The sequence below is a fragment of the Streptomyces atratus genome (genome assembly GCF_040655115.1).
In the GTDB taxonomy this organism is placed as follows: Bacteria; Actinomycetota; Actinomycetes; order Streptomycetales; family Streptomycetaceae; genus Streptomyces; species Streptomyces atratus_D.
On record NZ_JBFAJH010000004.1, the window covers coordinates 175,929 to 193,282 of the forward strand.

At 68.1% G+C, this 17,354-nt stretch carries 13 protein-coding genes and 1 pseudogene; 3 read left to right on the forward strand and 11 right to left on the reverse strand.

The features are described from left to right. Positions 1–507 precede the first annotated feature (507 nt). Positions 508–1,818: a preprotein translocase subunit SecY gene (secY, locus tag AB0I23_RS07660; RefSeq protein ID WP_359107782.1), complete on the forward strand. Its 1,311-nt coding sequence runs from the start codon at positions 508–510 to the stop codon at positions 1,816–1,818. Between the two features lie 405 nt (positions 1,819–2,223). Then, positions 2,224–2,757 (forward strand): chloramphenicol phosphotransferase CPT, encoded by a 534-nt coding sequence (gene cpt, locus AB0I23_RS07665; protein ID WP_359107784.1) that lies wholly within the window; start codon positions 2,224–2,226, stop codon positions 2,755–2,757. Between the two features lie 450 nt (positions 2,758–3,207). Here cpt and AB0I23_RS07675 read toward each other — a convergent pair whose 3' ends face one another. The 7 genes and pseudogenes from AB0I23_RS07675 to AB0I23_RS07705 all read right to left on the reverse strand — a co-directional run. Continuing rightward, on the reverse strand, positions 3,208–3,969 hold the full coding sequence (locus AB0I23_RS07675) for a GNAT family N-acetyltransferase (protein ID WP_359107786.1): 762 nt from the start codon (positions 3,967–3,969) through the stop codon (positions 3,208–3,210). Between the two features lie 1,307 nt (positions 3,970–5,276). Continuing rightward, complete coding sequence (locus tag AB0I23_RS07680) at positions 5,277–5,483, reverse strand: DUF5988 family protein (protein WP_359107788.1); 207 nt, start codon at positions 5,481–5,483, stop codon at positions 5,277–5,279. 115 nt (positions 5,484–5,598) lie between these two features. Then, complete coding sequence (locus AB0I23_RS07685; protein WP_359107790.1) at positions 5,599–6,690, reverse strand: PP2C family protein-serine/threonine phosphatase; 1,092 nt, start codon at positions 6,688–6,690, stop codon at positions 5,599–5,601. Positions 6,691–6,694: 4 nt separating this feature from the next. After that, positions 6,695–6,943, reverse strand: a complete 249-nt coding sequence (locus tag AB0I23_RS07690; RefSeq protein ID WP_359107791.1) for a hypothetical protein — start codon at positions 6,941–6,943, stop codon at positions 6,695–6,697. A gap of 330 nt (positions 6,944–7,273) precedes the next feature. Continuing rightward, positions 7,274–8,449 carry a HupE/UreJ family protein gene (locus tag AB0I23_RS07695; RefSeq protein ID WP_359107793.1) on the reverse strand — a complete coding sequence of 392 codons (1,176 nt, stop codon included), beginning with the start codon at positions 8,447–8,449 and terminating at the stop codon, positions 7,274–7,276. A 105-nt stretch (positions 8,450–8,554) separates the two neighbouring features. Next, positions 8,555–12,529 carry a metallophosphoesterase gene (locus AB0I23_RS07700; RefSeq protein WP_359107795.1) on the reverse strand — a complete coding sequence of 1,325 codons (3,975 nt, stop codon included), beginning with the start codon at positions 12,527–12,529 and terminating at the stop codon, positions 8,555–8,557. A gap of 407 nt (positions 12,530–12,936) precedes the next feature. Continuing rightward, positions 12,937–13,104, reverse strand: a pseudogene (locus AB0I23_RS07705) (DNA primase); the annotation flags it as partial. A 415-nt stretch (positions 13,105–13,519) separates the two neighbouring features. Here AB0I23_RS07705 and AB0I23_RS07710 point away from each other — a divergent pair. Next, positions 13,520–14,335, forward strand: coding sequence for a DUF427 domain-containing protein (locus tag AB0I23_RS07710; protein WP_359107797.1), 816 nt, complete (start codon positions 13,520–13,522; stop codon positions 14,333–14,335). Between the two features lie 163 nt (positions 14,336–14,498). Here AB0I23_RS07710 and AB0I23_RS07715 read toward each other — a convergent pair whose 3' ends face one another. The 4 genes from AB0I23_RS07715 to AB0I23_RS07730 form a co-directional block, all read right to left on the reverse strand. Next, a complete protein-coding gene (locus AB0I23_RS07715; protein WP_359107799.1) occupies positions 14,499–14,693 on the reverse strand; it encodes an antitoxin in 195 nt (64 codons plus the stop codon). 91 nt (positions 14,694–14,784) lie between these two features. Next, entirely contained in the window at positions 14,785–15,882 is a 1,098-nt protein-coding gene (gene hypE, locus AB0I23_RS07720) for a hydrogenase expression/formation protein HypE (protein WP_359108027.1), read from the reverse strand. Between the two features lie 13 nt (positions 15,883–15,895). Beyond that, complete coding sequence (gene hypD / locus AB0I23_RS07725) at positions 15,896–17,020, reverse strand: hydrogenase formation protein HypD (RefSeq protein WP_359107800.1); 1,125 nt, start codon at positions 17,018–17,020, stop codon at positions 15,896–15,898. Next, the gene (locus AB0I23_RS07730; RefSeq protein ID WP_359107802.1) at positions 17,017–17,337 is read right to left on the reverse strand and encodes a HypC/HybG/HupF family hydrogenase formation chaperone; all 321 of its coding nucleotides are present in this window, start codon (positions 17,335–17,337) and stop codon (positions 17,017–17,019) included. Before AB0I23_RS07730 ends, hypD begins: the two co-directional genes overlap by 4 nt. Positions 17,338–17,354: the final 17 nt, after the last annotated feature.

A 17,354-nucleotide genomic window follows, 5' to 3' on the forward strand; every position in this document is an offset into this window, starting at 1 on the left:
ATCCATGCACGCCATTCGACTCTCGGCGCAGTACCAGATCCTCCGCGGGGGTGCGTCGCCGTGCCGCTGGGCTGTGTCCTGGTTCACGCGCGGACACTCCAAGCTGTCCTGTTCCATCGGTTTGCGGCTGATTGTCCGGCGGGAGTCGCCCGGTAGCAGTCCCGCCCGTCGTCACACCGCTCTCCAGGGCAGCGGTCTTCCTGGTGGCCACCGTGACCCGCGGTGGTGAGGCCGCCGTGCGCGGGGGACTCCAGTATCCGGCGGGTCCGACTCGCCCTTCGGGGGTGTCGGTGAGGAACACGGCGAGGCCCATGCTCTTGAGGCTGCTCACCGGATTACGCAAGTCGAATTCGACCCAAGTGGTGACGAGTTTGTGATCGTGGGACGCTTCGCACTAGCGCAGCCATCCGCTATGTCCGACGGCGGGATCCCCTCGGAAATCGCCGATGCGGCCAACCCTCGACACCGCTATCTCTGACTCGCCGGCGCAGAGGCGAAGGAGGCACCTTGCTCACCGCGATCGTCCGCGTTTTCAGGACGCCCGACCTGCGCAACAAGTTGCTCTTCACACTCGGCATGATCATCCTGTACCGCTTCGGGGCACACATCCCGATCCCTGGAGTGAACTACGGGAACGTCCAGACCTGCATCAATGCAACACAGGCAGGCAGCAGCCGCCTACTAGGCCTGTTGAACCTGTTCAGCGGAGGGGCACTGCTACATATCGCAGTGTTCGCACTCGGCATCCTGCCGTACATCACAGCGAGCATCATCCTCCAGTTGCTGACCGTCGTCATTCCGAAGTTGGAGGCGCTCAAAAAGGAGGGTTCGGCGGGGCAGGTAAAGATCACCCAGTACACCCGCTACCTCACGGTCGCGCTCGCCGTACTGCAGGGCACAGGCCTGGTCGCAACCGCCCGGACCGGCGCCCTGTTCAGCGGCTGCCCAGTCGCCTCGAAGATCGTGCCGGACAAGTCGATCTTCATCACCGTCACCATGGTGCTCACGATCACCGCAGGTACAGCCTGCGTGATGTGGCTCGGCGAGCTGATCACCGAACGCGGCGTAGGCAATGGCATGTCGATCCTGGTATTCGTCTCGACCGCAGCCACTTTGCCCAGCACGCTGTGGGTCATCAAGCAGAAAGGCAAGATCGCCGGCGGCTGGATCAACTTCGGCATCGTCCTTGCAGTCGGTTTCGTCATGGTGGGTTTGGTCGTCTTCGTCGAGCAGGCCCAGCGCCGCATCCCGGTGCAGTACACAAAGCGGGTGATCGGCCGGAAATCCTACGGTCACGCATCCACGTACATTCCACTGAAGGTCAATCAGGCTGGTGTCATCCCGGTCATTTTCGCTTCGTCGCTGCTGTACTTTCCAGCGCTCATCGCACAGTTCTCCAGTTCGACCTCGGGCTGGAAGACGTGGATCGAACGGAACTTCGTCACGGGTGACGACCCCTACTACGTTGCCGCATACTTCCTGCTGACCGTATTCTTCGCGTTCTTTTACGTGTCGATCACGTTCAACCCCGAGGAAGTCGCGGACAACATGAAGAAATACGGTGGCTTCATCCCAGGAATCCGAGCCGGCCGCCCCACCGCTCAGTATCTGGGCTATGTCCTCACCCGGATGACTTGGCCAGGAGCTCTGTACCTGGGGATGATCGCACTGGTACCAACGGTTGCTTTTGCGAGCTATGGCGGTGCCAGCAGCCTCAGCGGCACAAGCATCCTGATCATCGTGGGCGTGGGTCTGGAAACCGTAAAGCAGATCAACAGCCAGCTCCAGCAGCACGATTACGAAGGCTTCCTCCGCTGATGTGAATCCCGCCAGGGAATCGCTCTCCGCGTTTCAGGATGCGCGGTCCTCATATCGAGGATCGGGCGACGGCGGGCAGGCGTCATGATCCAAGCCGGTGAATAATCGAAAGCGCAGGCGGAGGCGCGTCGTCGTTGCGCCGAGGCGAGGGGCTGACCGGACGAAGTCCGGGCGACTCGACCGCCTCCGGGTGGGAGGGCAATCGTGAGTGCGCAGGCCAACTCCGACTACGCGCTGCTCTGTGACTGCCGGTCGGCCGCGCTGGTCAACAAGCGAAGGCTCCGTCGACTGGCTGTGCTTGCCCACAGCAGCGGATCCCCGTGCTCCGACCGGGTTGTGGGCAGGCGGCGCAGCGTTCGCGGAAATCCGTTTCGAGCATTGCTGCGGTGCCTCTACCGTGGCGCGATGATGACTCAAGTGATTGTTCTCAACGGTGGTTCCAGCTCGGGGAAGTCCGGGATCGTCCGGTGCCTGCAGGCAGTCCTGCCGGATCCGTGGCTGGCCCTCGGGACCGACATGCTGGTTCAGGCGATGCCCGCGTCCATGCAGGCATCGGATGCCGGGATCGAGTTCGCTCCGGACGGACAGGTGATCGTCGGGCCGGAGTTCCGGACGCTGGAAGCGGCATGGATCGAGGGGGTCGCCGCGATGGCCCGTGCGGGTGCCCGGGTCATCGTCGATGAGGTCTTCCTCGGCGGAGCCGACTCGCAGAAGCGATGGCAGAAGGCTTTGGGTGAACTGCGGGTGCTGTGGGTCGGCGTCCGGTGTGACAGTGCGGTTGCCGCAGGCCGTGAGGTCGCACGAGGTGATCGGGTCATCGGGATGGCGGCGTCCCAGGCGCACGTGGTCCACCGGGGCATGATCTATGACCTGGAGGTGGACACCGCGCGTGCCGAGTCGATGGAGTGCGCACGGACCATCGCCGCACATGCCGGCTGATCGACGGCCCGGCTGTCTGCCCCTATGACCGCAGCGCCGGGACGGTCAGGCCGCTGTGGCCAGGGGCCGTCCTCCCCGACGGATGCCCTTCTCACTGCGGATCCGGGCGCGCTCGCAGCATTGAGCGGCCAGCACGTCGGGTGACGGGCGTCGGTGTTGGGGTCCAGCCGAGGTGAGGCCAAAAGCCACAACGGCTCCGCCGTGAGCTACGAGGTACTGGCTTCGAGCTGGCACGGAACGCGGGAGGCGCGTAGTTCGCGCAAGTCGGAGATGTGGTTGTGGGGCGCCCGCCGGTCCGGCCGCGGGCACGGGCACGGGCGGCGGCCAGGCCCTCGTTCGTCCCCGCGACGCCGCGCTCGCGGATGAACTCCGCGAGCGCGGCGAAGACGTCGAAGATCAGACGGTCGCCGGGGGTGGCGCCCAGGTTCTCGTGGAGCGAGGTGAAGCCGGTCAGCTCCGTTCGAAGCAGTGGGAGTGGCCGATGACGGAGAAGCCGCGGCGCTCGTACCAGTGTCGTGGCCAGTCCGTCGCATCAGCTGTCAGGAATCGGGTACGGCAGTCCTTTTCGGCGGCCAGACGCAAGGCGGTGGCCAGGACGGCATCGGCGTAACCGCGCCTGAGGTGGGCCTCCGAGGTGATCAGGTCCTCGATCTGGGCTGTGCCGGTTGCCGGGTTCAGATAGAGGTCGGCCCATGAGGCGACCTCGCCCTCCTCCGTGCGGGCACCGATGAAGTGAACGACGTCGGCCCCGCGGCGGCGAGCCTCGCGTCGGTCGACGAGATGGCGTAGGACCTCGTCGTCGACGTCCGGAAGGAAGCCTCGCCATCGCCGGGTGAGGGGGATACGTATCGCGTCGAGGTCCATCTCCTCCGCGGGTCCGCCGGCCGGCACCGGGCCTGTGTGCAGCATGACCAGATAGGTGGAGTGGGTGTACCCGGCCCGGATCAGTGGCTCTGCGCACGCCGTTCCGACTTCGTCGTCAAGGACAGAGATCAGTCGGTGTGGCAGGTGCCGCAGTGCCTCCTCCGCGATGGCCGGCAGCGCCTCGGAGTCAACGGCCGTGTCGATGATGACCTGGTTGTTCGCGCGGGAATGTGCGAAGGCGTCGTCATATACGGCGAACCCGCCCGGAAGGCCGACGGTGCGCGCGGCCTGGCGGCGGGCGAAGGTCGACAGGAAGGAGTTGATCCGCTGCAGTTCTGAGTTTGGCATGGGGAGAGCGTAGGCAGCCGTGGACCGTGCCCGCCTTCGAATTACCCCCGGCGGGGCGAAGGCTTCTCGCGGACCTTCAGGCCACTTCGGCTTCGGGGGCGGCGTCGGGGTCGAGCTGGGCGGGGCGCTGTCCGGGCGGGCGGCCCGGCTGGTGCTCCCCGACGCACGATCTGTTGAAGCTTCTGCCCTTCTTGGTCGGTCGGTCTGTGGACTGTGACCGGCTCTGCCACTGCACCCCCACACACCGGACTGGATGTCGTCACATCCAACCGCCCGTACGGCCCGCACAGCGAACGGAAACCCGGTGAACCTTCACGGTCAGAGCACGAGACGTAGCAGGCAGCCGATTCGCCTGCCCGGGCAGGGCGGACGCCGCACCGATGTACTCCCCCGCCATGAGAGACCTCTAGCGCCGACCCAGCAGTTCACACCGCGGACCGGGCAGATGAACTCTTCCGGAACGCTCCGGCGAACCGGCAAGGTGACGTTCGACCGGACACCCGGCCCCGTGAGGCCGAGGAACGGAAAAGATGATGCCAGGCCACGCGAACAGATACGGCTCAGCCAAGTAGTGCCAGGTTTCATGGCTGCGCGCATAGGCGGCCTGAGCACACCCCCAGAAAGCCCCTCCCCCACCGGTCCGCCACTGATCATCCACTCCCGCGAAAATCCCGCCCTCACCATCTGCTCGAGTCGGCCGAAAATTTCGCCTACGAAAATTACCGCTCCAGTGATCACGCCTACCGTGGATGTTGAGAAAGCGCTCCAGCAGGGTTGTCATGTCACCCACCCCTCACCAGGGTTCGCTGCTCGTCTCATCGCGCGTCTCACGGATCTCTGCAACGGTGAAGCGGTACACCTTCCCGACACACCCATCGACCGGAAGAGGCGGTGCCGAACTATCCACCGCCGCCGATAGTGCAGACCGGTACGGTTGCGCAGCAGCTGGGGTTCGTCACCGTGGCCACCAGCTGTGCGGGGCCATGACATCCAGCACCATGTCTCCATGGTCCCACTCGAGCCGCCATATTTCGCGTTCTCACTGCAGCGCACCCGTGGACACGAATGCCGTCTGGCCGGCCGCCGCAGGACTTCCCGTGAGGATTCCGTGGAGCCGCTCAGGGCGTCAGGTGCCAGGTCCGCCGCAAGCAGCCACCTGTGCGGGCGCGCCACCGGTGGACGGCCGAACGGCAGTCCTCGGCGTACCCATCGACAGTGCGGGAGCCGAGCGGGACATGCGTACGCGTCGGCCGAACGGAACCGTGCGCTCGTATCGGGCGGGTGGGAAGGCCGTACCGGTGTGGCGCCTACCCTGGGATTTCCGTGCGTTCCCACCATTCGTAGATGGGCAGTTGCCCCTCGGCGGTCTCCTGGTGGCGCGTCGTTGCCTTGAAGTGCTCGTACCCGCCGCGGAACGGGATCTTGAGGTCCGACCCGGGCGTGGTGAGGGGAACGATCCGCTCGGGGAGATCGTCAGGGCCGCCCTCAAGGACTGCCTTCATTGCGTTGGTCATGACGAGAGTCTCCCCGGACAGTGGTCCGGCTTCTCCGAGACGCGCCGAAAGGCTCGCAGGGCGTCCCCCGCCGGTAGCGCCCCGTCGTCGGTCTGCGGCTCGTCGACGACGTACGTCACGCCGACGGGCGGTGCAGGGCCAGAAGCGCCTGGTCGTCCTGGCGTTTGCCGCCCGCATGACGTCGTACGTCGCCGACCAGTGCGTCAAGGGTCTGCGACGGGGTGACACGTGTTCCGGCTCGCGCGCCGCGCCGGAGCAGGACGGGCAGACGGGCGGCTGCGTCGTAGAACGTGCCGGCGGCATCCCTGGACTCGGTGATTCCGTCCGTGTAGCAGAGCAGGGTCGATCCGGGCGGGAACGAGAAGCTGTCGACCGGGAAGACCCAGTCCCCCAGCGTGACCATCCCCAGGGGAGGCGCTTCCTGCGAGGGTTCCAGGACTGTGGCCGTCCCGTGCACGTCGAGGAGCAACGGCGGCGGGTGGCCGCGGTTCACCATCCGTACGACATTCAGGTCGGTGGAGAACTCCGCGACCAGGGCGGTGGTGAAGCCCTCCTGCTGTTCCAGGCCCCCGCGCCGTCCTCCCTCGCGCAGCAGGGCCCGCTCCAGCGCGAGCACGAGCTGCGCGAGGTCCTCGGCCTCGTCCGCGGCGTACCGGAAGGCGCCGATGTCCGCACAGACCGCATTCACCGCGCCCAGCCCCTTACCGCGCACGTCTCCGACCATGAGTCGGGTGCCGTGCGGGGTGCTCTGCACGACGTACAGATCCCCGCCGATCATGGCCTCGTTCTCGGCGGGCACATAGCGTGCCGCGATCTCCAGACCGCCCAGCCGTGACGGTGGGCGGGGCAGAACGGCGCGCTGTGCCACGGCCGCGACGTGGAGTGCGCGCCTGGTCCTGGCGTGCTGACGGTGCAGGGTGCGGTTGATGAGGACGGCGAGCACGGTGACGGCCAGGAGAGCGACCTGGTTGGGGACGCCGTGGTGCCAGCCGAGGGTGCCGTCCACCTTCGCCAGCCCGGCGTGCACCGCCATCGACACGAGACCGACCGTGACGATGCCCCCGGGCATCAGAAGCGGAGCGGCCGAGACCGGCGCTGCCATCAGGAGCGGGGCGGACGTCACATCGGGCGGTGTCGCCAGGTCGATCACCACGACCAGCACGATGACACAGGCCGGGATCCACAGGGCTCTACTCTGCTGCACCACTCCCTCACGTTCCCCGGAAGGCGCGCGCGCCGCATCCCGGACGGCGCGAAATGTGGTCGCCGACCGGGCGGCCACGAAACTCCTGGAGTACGTCGGCGGTAGGTCTCCTGGTCAAAGCCTGGTGGCCGCCCGCCCCGCCGTAGTAGCGGTTCTGGTAGTTGGTGACGTGCAGATGGACGTCGTTGCCCGCGGTGTTTTGCGGGAGGGGCGGCTTCCGGTCGCAGCACCGAATCCTGGCGGACGAGTCCCTCATGTACGCCCACAAGGACCTTGCGGTTCCTCCCCCCGGGATCGAGCAGGTGGGTGGGCCGCTCGTCGGTACTCCGCTCGGGGCCTCCGACTGATCGGATCGGCCTTCGCCGACGTAGCCGCGCTGTTCACAAGGGAGATCCACACGTCGCGCGGGTCGGCCTCGTTGAACGCGGCGTCGTGAGGACTGGCCTCGCCGAGGAACGTCTTGCGCAGGTCGGTCCTGGTGGGCGTCGTCTTGTACAGATCGGCCCCACGGACACGCACGCCCCGGGGTCGCCGCAGCGCGGGACTCCGGGTGGGCCGACCACGGAAGACCCGGGAACTCTCGCGGTCATACCGGCAGGGGGATGCGGGCGCAGAGCCAGTACAGGCTGATGGCCACGACAGGTGCTGTCATCGCGGGCAGGGTCCAGCGGTGCGCGGGGGTCCGGCGGAGCAGGACCAGCGGCGGAAACAGCATGGCGATGACGCCCAGCTGTACCGCCTCGATGCCGACGTTGAAGCTCAGGAGCGACAGCAGCAGCTCCCAGGACCAGCTCTCGTCGATGCCCAGGGCGCCGGCGAAGCCCAGACCGTGGATGAGACCGAACGCGAAGACGACCGGCAGCCGCCATCCGGCGGTCCGCTCGCTGTCGCGGTACCGGAGGTTGGCGAGGGCCACGACGACGATCGACGCCGCGATGACCGGCTCGACGATCTCTCCCGGTACATCCACGACCCCCATGGCCGCCAGCAGGAAAGTGACACTGTGCGCGGCGGTGAAGGCGGTCGCCGTGAGGACGACGTCGCGCAGGTTGCGGGCCCCGATGAGCAGGGACAGCAGGAAGAGGATGTGGTCCAGGCCGAACAGCAGGTGCTCGGCACCGAGCAGGAAGAACTCCCCGGCCTGGCGGGATTTCTGGTGTTCGGCCGTCTTCAGCGTCGGTTCGGCGGTGGTCAGGACCGCGGAGCCACTCTGCCTGTCGAGCTGGTAGTCGACGATCGTCTCCGTGCTGTGGACGAAGGTCTCGGCGTCGGGGAACACCGCACTGGAGATCTCATGGGTGCCCCCAGCGCCGCCCGCGCACTCGTAGGTGAGCGTCAGCACCGCGAAGGGCCGCTCGCCGCGGGTGTGGACGTCCGTGTCACCCGTCACGGTTGGCGTGCATGGCTTGTCGTCGTAGGCGACGGCGAAACGCCCGGTGACGTACTCGGTCACGGCGTCGGCGTTGATCCGCAGCTGGCGAACCTGCTCAGCCCGGCCCTTCGCGTCATAGGCCTCCTCGTAGAGCCAGGCCGACTTCATGAGCAGGTCGTACTCGAGGTCGAGCACGACCTCGGCGTCGTTGCCGGTGCCTGTGCCGGTGACCTCGGCGTAGGCGGTGGTGGTCGCGTCGTGCGCGGCGGCCGGGGTGGGGTGGACGAGGCCGGCTGCGAGCAGGCCGCAGAGGACCGCCGCGGCGGCGAGGACGGCCGTGGGCGGCCGGCGGCGCGGCAGAAGTCGGGACAGCAGCGGGAGCGAAGGCATGGAGAGGTCTCGGCATTCCGGGTCGGAGGAGTGGATGAGGCGGCCGCCGCCCCCGGGCCTGTTCGGTCCGGGGGCGGCGGCGATCGGAGCTATCGCCTCATCCGGTCACCGTCGGTTCGACGGGGTGAACCACCGGTACCCCTCGGACTCCGGCCCCCAGGTGCCGGGACGGCCGTCGGCGTCCTTCGTGACGAAGACGCTCGGCTCGGATGCCGTCACGCCGCCGCCGGTGGAACGCGCGGTGACGAGCCACGCGTAGGCCGTGTCGGGCTTGGTGTGCTTCCAGGTCACCGAGGCGACCTCACCGGAGTCGACCTTGCTCGTCCCGATGACGCTCACGGGGTTGTAGAGCGCCAGCGAGTCGGTCTTGAAGGTCGTCGTACGGGTGCTGAGGTCGACCGGGAGGACCATGTTGTCCTCGAGCCCGTTGTAACGGTGGTTGGTGTCGTACTCAGTGGCGCCGAACTCGTCGAGCAGCGGCGAGTAGGTGTCCACGACCAGCTCGGAGCGGTCGACGTCGAACTGGAGCATCCGGAAGAAGCTCGCACCGAACTGCAGTTGATCGGTGGGCTGGTACCCGCCGATCTCGGTGAGTCCGAGCCGGCCGGCCGACACCGTGTAGAACTGATAGTCCGCCAGCAGTTCGACGACGTCGTGGCCGGCCTCGCCCACCTCGGTCTTCACGTTGGTGCCCACACCGTGCTCGTGGCCGGCGAGGATGAGGAACACATTCGGGTTGTCCTCGACCACCGTCTTGTAGAGCATCGAGCCGTCGGGCGCGGAGAACGCGGCGCCGCGCCCGTCGGGGTTGCTGCTCGGGGCGAGGTAGTCGTGCGAGAGCAGGATGCCGTTGCGGTCGGGGAACCGCTTGAAGATCGAGTCCGCCCACTCGGCCTCCTCGCGCGTCACCCCGTACGACAGACCGACCACGACGAAGTCGAGCCCGCCCGCGGAGAACAAGTCGTAGTGGTTCTGGTTGTCGCCCTCGCGCCACGGACCGCCGTACTCGGCGTGCTCCCAGCCCTTGGACAGCGCCGCGTAGCGGTCGGGTCCGTAGTACTGGTTGTAGAGCGCGCCGGGACCGTTCTCGGTGCCCGACTGGTTGTCGTGGTTGCCGGCGATGACACCGTTCGGGACGCCCGCGTCGTCCAGTACGCCCTGCTGCCTCGAAGACATCTCGAACTCGCCGACGACCTGCTGCCGGGCGGCCTCGTCGACGGGCTTGCGGATGTTGTTCTCGATGATGTCGCCGGTGTGGGCGACATACGCGATCTTGCGGTCGTCCTTGTTCTTCTTGATCCAGTCGACGATGCCGCCGTAGGCGGACTCCCAGACCGCGCGCTCCTCGGCGGTCTCCTGCTCCACCGCGCCCTCGGAGAGGTACTGGGTGTCGGTGAAGTGGACGAGCGAGAAGTCGTACGAGTCGGGGTCGGCAAACCTGTTCGGGTCGCCGGGGCCGATGTCGTCGGCGAACGGGTCCTCGCCCGTCACCATGACGTGAACCTGCTGGTGGTCGATGTACTTCCGGTCGACCACGGCAGTCAGGACGGTGTTGCCCTCGGCAGCGCCGCGGGCACTCGTCAGGACGTCCCACTCCTCGGTCCGCGTGTTCCACACCCGCAGCGCCGTCAGTCGCTCGGGGTCGATGACGCCCTCCCAGCGCAGCACCGGGGAGTCCACGTGTCCCTTCACCTGGACGTCGAACCGCTGGTACGTCAGATCCTGGCCGGCCGGGGCGTCGAGGGTTCTGCCGTCGGCGGGCTCAAGTCCCTTGGCCGACACGTGCTTCTCGCCCTTGACCCGCAGGGTGGTCGGGAGGGACGCGGCTGTGCCCTCGTACACCTGGTTCGGGGTGAGGATCTCGGCCTGGGAGAAAGTCGCGTCCACCGTGCCGCCGTCGGGCTCGGCCACCTTCGCCGTGAGCGTCACATCGCCGTCCACGTCCGTCGTGCCCGACGCCGGAGTGAGGTCGGCGGGCACGTCCGGGATGCCCGCGGAGGAGAAAACGACCTCGCGGGTCCCGGTGTTGCCCGGGCCGTCGGTGGCGGTCACGGACAGGGTGTGCTCACCCGCGGACAGGCCGGGGCCCACCGCGGTGCCCAGTTGGACCGGCTTGCCGTCGAGCTTGACGTCCGGGCCGTTCACGACGCCGGAGGCGTCCTCCAACCGGACGTCCAGGACAACCGATGCGGTGATCTTCTGACCGGCGGCCGGGGTGCTCCGGGCGACCTTCGGTGCCGAGTTGTCACTGACCAGGACACGGGACGCCGTCTCTCCCGTGTCGGAGGTCGCGGCGAGGTTGTGCTTACCGTCCTCGATCTCGGTGGTGTCGAGGTCGGCGCGCAGACCACGGGCCGGGCCGTCCACGAGGAACTCGAGGTCGATTTCGGTCAGCGGGTTCACGTTGTCGCCGCAGTTGCCGTCGCCCATGCTGTACGAGCTCTTCACCATGTGGCCGGTGGCCGTGCCGTTCGCCGGGGTGACCGTGACGGCCGAGATCGCGAAGTCGTCTCGGTTGTCGCCGCACGACGTCGGGAAGGTGCCGGTCACGAAGTCGACCGTGTTCCAGCCGGGGACGAGCCATTCGTTCGGGAACGTCAGTTCCACGTGCCGGCTCACGAAGTCGCTCTCGAGCACCAGCTTCTGGCCGTTGACGAGCACGTAGTTGCCGTACCTCGCCTCGATCGAGTTGCTGCCCACGGTGAAGCCGAGGGTCGCGTCACCGGAACCAAGCGTCTCGGGGACGTGCACCGCCGGGGCGTCGATCGTGTAACGCAGCGAGGCCTCGCGCAGGGCGGTGCCGCTGCTCCCGCACGTGCCGTCCCCCATGGCGTACGACGCCTCGATGTCCTGCCCTGCCACGGTGGCTCCGTCGAGGGTGAGCGCAAGGTCGGAGATCGCGAAGTCGTCGCGGTCGTTCCCGCAGGACGCCTTGTAGGCGCCGGTGACGACCTTGATCGTGTTGTCGCCGGGCACCAGGTGCCGGGCCGGGATCGCGATGTCCACCCGCTGGCTCACCCAACTGCCACCGAGGTCGATGCGCTTGCCGTTGACCAGCACGTAGTTGTCGGACTTGTCGTCGATCGAGTTCGCGCCGACGTCGAAGGAGAACGTCGCCGCGCCGTTGCCGAGCGTCGCCTTGGTGACAGGCGTTTCGCCGTCGACGGTCAGCGACTTGACGCCACTGTCACCGCCCGCCGGGGTCGTCGCGAAGACGGGCTGCGTGCCCACCGCGAGTGTGCCGTCCTTGGGCAGCAGGCGCGGCGCCCCCGCCGGGGCGTTGTTCACGGTCACGGTGTGCTGGATGGTTGCGCCCGAGGCGGTCCTGGCGGAGATGGTGTGCGTACCGTTGGCCAGCTTCGCCGTGTCCACGTCGGCGGCGAGGCCCGTCGTGCCCTGGGGGTCGCCCAGGACGAAGAAGTGGAGCGTCGCCTTCGTGAGCAGCGAGGTGTTCGAGCCGCAGCTGCCGTCGCCGAAGGAGTACGTGTACTCGTTCTCCTCGCCGTCCGCGACCTCGCCCAACAGCTCGAGGCCCACGTCCGACAGGACGAAGTCGTCGTAGTTGCTGCCGCACGAGCTCTCGACCGTGCCGGCGAAGATCTCGACCTTGTTCTCGCCCTTCACCAGGTGCTCGTTCGGGATCTCGACCGTTGCCCGCTCGTTGACGAGGTCGCCGATGTCCACCCGGTACGCGCCGTTGACGAGCACGTAGTTGTGGTATCGGGCCTCCGTCGAGTTCGACCCGACGTCGAAGCTCAGCCGGGACACACCCACCGTCTGCCGGGCGTCGAGCTCGTCCCCGTCGATCGTGAGGCTGGTCACGTCATCGTCTGTCGCGGTCGGCGTGGCCGCAACCTTCGCCTTGCCCTCCAGGTACGCACCGTCGTCCGGGGTGAGCGTCGGCAGTCCCGAGGTGTCGCCCGGCTCGCTCCGACCCGGCTTCTGCCTGGCCGGGCCGGGGTCCGCGGGTGCCGCCGCAGCGCTCCCGCCCATGAGCAGCACCGCGGCCATGGCCACGGCAGCGATGGGGTACCCACCGCGTATGCCACCGAACCGTCTTCGTCGCGCTGTCGGCTGCATCAGCCGTCGTCCTTCCTGTCGCCCACGATGTAGGGCATACCGCGGCGGCCCGCTGCATGCCCATGGCAACAATCTTGGGCAGCACAGGTGAACAGGGCAGGATCGGGTGGCGAAACGAAAGGAAATACCAGTCGTGCGTCGTCGAGAAGGCGCGGAAGCAGCTGCCTGCGTCCCCCTCGCTGGGCAGCACGGGAGGGCCCGTTGATTCCCTCCGAGTCCCAAGTACAGGGCGGGGCAGATGCGTTGAAGCCGCGCTGAAGGGGAAGGCGGCCGACGATGGCTACGACGGTATGTCACCGCCCAGCAGACCCCGCACGAAAGGCCGTTGGTGGACGGGATCGCCCGGCTGGACCACGACGAAGTGGTCAGGCTGCTGCGAGGCCCGCCCCTCGGCGCCGCTCGCCGACGTCGATGAGCCACTGGAGGATGCCGGGCCCTGCGCTCTGGACGAGTTCCTTGGCCGGGTTGTCGATCTCGCGGGCGACGGGCACGACGCATTCGAAGGGGTTGGGGCGGATCCGTCGCCGGAAGGCGTGGCCGCAGGGGCCGACTTCGGGGCAGTGGTTGCCGAGCAGACGGAATCGCGACCACGTGTGGTCGCTTGCCGCGCGGTGTGGTCGAAAACCCGAGCAGCTCACGCCTCTTCTGCCTGCTGGACGCCCCGACCACCGCTTTCCCCGTTGGGTGCCCGCACCGCCGAAGCTCTTCACCAGGTGGCGTGCCGAGGGGGCGGTGTGGTGGGCCGGGACGAAACGGTCCGTGCCCGCCCTCGGTACGCGGACGTGGTCCGGTGCTCCGGCCCGCGTGCGGACGTACGCTGAGACAGGCCGGTCCGGTACCCGCTGGGCTGCGGGTACAAGGGGACGGCCCGCCATCGGCCCGGCCGGCACTGGACCGGCGGGGCGTATGGAGCCCTGGAGCCGGGTCCGGTGGACTGTCGCAGAGATCTCGACGGGCACCTCGATCAGCACCCTCGCGCAGGAGGACTCAGTGACCGCTCCACCCGCACGTGCCGTCGAGCGCCGTCACCCGGTACCGGACGCCGCCCTCACCTGGGAGCCGAGCGAGCGCCGGGTGCGCGGGAAGAAGGGCACGACCGTTGTCGTCGACAGCCGCCGACCGGTCCTCGTGTGGGAACCCGGCCATGCCGTGCCGCTCTACGCCTTCCCCCAGGACGACGTCCGCACCGATCTGCTCCGCCCGGCGGCCGCCCCCCACGCGGGTGCGCACTCCGGCTCCACGGTCTTCTACGACCTCGTCGTGGATGGCGTCACGGAGCCGAACGCCGCATGGACCTTCCCGGGCGCCGAGCTCGCCGGGCACATCGCCTTCGAGTGGTTCGGACGCGTCGGCGTGGGCCCCGACCACTGGTACGAGGAGGACGAGGAGATCTTCGTCCACCCCCGCGACCCGTACTCGCGCGTGGACGCGCTCCGCAGCTCGCGGCATGTGAGGATCGAGATCGACGGAACACTGGTCGCGGACACCCGCAGCCCGGTGCTTCTCTTCGAGACACGCCTGCCCGTCCGCTACTACATCCCCCGCGAGGACGTCCGCCTCGATCTGTTCACCCCGACCGGTCTGCGTACGGGATGCCCCTACAAGGGGACAGCCGTGTACTGGTCCCTGACCGACACGGACAGCGAGACACCGGCGGATGTGGCGTGGAGCTACCCCGACCCCATCCCGGCCGCGGGGGCGGTCAAGGGCCTCATCGCGTTCTACAACGAAGCCGTCGACATCATCGTGGACGGAGAGCGGATGGAACGCCCGGCCACCGGCTTCACTCCGCGTCCGGGCGCGTGACGACACTCCGCATCGGGTTCGTGCGAGCCCGATGCGGCGTCCTCGCCCTGAGGGTGTGGCCGCGCACGACGCGGCCACACCCTCAACGGCAGCGGGCACGGAACACAGGGGATCGTGGTGATCATCGGGCGTCCGCGCGATCCGCGGGAGCAGGGCGGCGCGGTCAGGGCTGCGGCGGCCGGTCCTGGCCCGGCTCCGAACCGAACTGGTCCTTGAGCTTGTCCTGGGCCGTGTCGACCTGGCCGGTGTACTTGCCCTGCGTCTTGGTGTCGACGGCGTCGCCCGCCTTGTCGATGCCCTTTCCCGCTTTGTCCTCGTGGCCCTTCAGCATGTGTTTGATCTTGTCCATCATTGACATGGGTCCTCCTCAGCGAGTCACCCCCACCTCTCCAGGGTCCCCACACGGCGCCGCTCCCGCATCCGCGCGAGCGGTCCGCAGGAGCATCGGATCAGCAGATCCGCGGCAGCTGCTCCCCGATCGGCAGGTCGACCACGCGCGTCCCGCCGAGCCCGGTGCGGGCCACGACCATGCCCGGATGCGCCTCCACCGCCTCGCCGATCACGGTCGCCTCAGCTCCCAGCGGATGCGCCCGCATCGCCTCCAGAACGGCTTCGGCGTGCTCACGGGGGACGAACGCGACGAGTTTGCCCTCGTTGGCCACGTACAACGGGTCGAGGCCCAGGATGGCGCAGGCGTTCGCCACGGCCGGCGGGACCGGAACGTTGCGCTCCTGGATGACGACACCGGTGCCGGAGGCCACCGCGATCTCATTGAGTGCCGCGGCCAGCCCGCCACGTGTGGGATCGCGCAGGACATGGAGGTCGGGGGTGACCGCGAGCATGGTCTCCACCAGCCCACCCAGGGCCGCACAGTCGCTCTCGATCTCCACGCCGAACTCGAGGCCCTCGCGCACACTCATGATCGCCACGCCGTGCACACCGATCGCGCCGCTGACGATCACGACGTCGCCCGGGACCACTCGCTGGGGACGCAGATCGACGCCGGCCGGGACGAGTCCGATCCCGGCGGTGTTGATGAAGATGCCGTCGCCGTGACCGGCGTCCACGACTTTGGTGTCGCCGGTCGCCACCTCGACGCCGGCAGTGTGCGCGGCCGCGCCCAGCGCGTTGGCCACGCGTGCGACGACCGAGACCTCGACACCCTCCTCCAGGATGAAACCGCAGGAGAGATAGGCGGCCCTGGCACCGCTCATGGCCAGGTCGTTGACCGTGCCGTTGACCGCGAGGTCCCCGATGCTGCCGCCGGGGAAGAACAGTGGCCGCACGACGTACGAGTCGGTGGAGAAGGCCAGCCGGGCGCCGCCCAGCGATACCACGGCGGAGTCGGCCAGTTGCGCGAGCACGTCGCCCCCGTAGGCGGGCGCGAAGACGTGCTGGACCAGTTCGGCCGAGAGTGCCCCGCCGCCGCCGTGGCCCATCACCACCCGCGGCTGGTCGCGCAGCGGTGCCGGGCAGGTCCATGCCGTGAGGTCGAGTACGGGCGGCTCGCCGGGGACGGCCGCTGTCGCGGTGACGGTGGCGTTCAGTGCTTCGGTGGTCTCAGGCAACGGGGCTCGTCTCCCTGGGTGCGGTCCTGATGTCGAGGCGCCGGTAGAGGTAGTACGCGGCGCAGGCGCCCTCGCTGGAGACCATGGTGGCCCCGAGCGGGTTGCGCGGGGTGCAGGTGGTCCCGAACGCCTCGCACTCATGGGGCTTCAGCAGTCCTTGCAGGACCTCACCGCTGCGGCATTCGGCGGGCTCCTCGGTGTCGATACCGGTGACGGAGAAGCGGTACTCGGCGTCGTAGTCCCGGTAGCGGGTGGAGAGCCGCCAGCCGCTGTCGGGGATGGTGCCGATGCCGCGCCAGGCACGGTCGGTGACTTCGAAGACGTCCTCCAGCATGGTGAGCGCCGCGGGGTTCCCGTCCGGGTGCACGGCGCGCGGGTACGCGTTTTCCACGGTGTGCTCACCGCGCTCCAGTTGCAGGACGGTCCGCCGTACGCCTTCGAGGATGTCCAGTGGCTCGAAACCGGTGACCACGATGGGGACCTGGAACCGTTCGGCCAGCTCCGGGTACTCCCGCATGCCCATCACGCTGCACACGTGGCCGGCGGCGAGGAACCCCTGCACCCGGCAGCTCGGCGACTGCATGATCGCCTCGATGGCCGGGGGGACCCGCACATGGGACACCAGCAGGCTGAAGTTCGGGATGCCGAGCCTGCGCGCCTGATACACCGTCATGGCGTTGGGCGGTGCGGTGGTCTCGAAACCGATCCCGAAGAAGACCACCTCACGGTCGGGGTTCTGCTGGGCGACCTTCAGCGCGTCGAGCGGCGAGTACACGATCCGCACGTCGCCGCCCTCGCTGCGGACCCGGAACAGGTCACGGCCGGTGCCGGGGACCCGGAGCATGTCCCCGAACGAGCAGAAGATCACCTCGGGGCGGGAGGCGATCTCCAGCGCCTTGTCGATGACCTCCAGTGGCGTGACGCAGACGGGACAACCCGGGCCATGGATCAGCTCGACCTGGTCCGGCAGGAGTTGGTCGATGCCGTGCCGGATGATGGTGTGCGTCTGCCCACCGCAGACCTCCATCAGCGCCCACGGGCGGGTCACGACGGAGTGGATGTCGTCGAGCAGCCGACGCGCCAGGTCCGGGTTCTGGAACTCTTCGGTGTACTTCACCGCTGAACCTCCTGAGGCGCGTCGGCGCCACCGGTCGGGGACGTTCCGCCGGCCTCTGCGGCCCGTTCCCACGGATCCCCGAACTCTTCCTGGAGCAGACCGAGTTCGTCGAAGAGTTCGAGCGTCTTGCGCGCCGACTCCTCGTCGAGTCGCTGCAGCGCGAACCCCACATGGACGATGGCGTATTCGCCGACCTGGAGGTCCGGCAGATATTCCAGGCACACTTCCTTGACCACACCGCCGAAGTCGACGGTGGCCATCCGGGTACCGTCACGTTCCTCGATGTCCATCACTCTGCCGGGTACCGCCAGGCACATGGCTGCTCCTTGCTGTG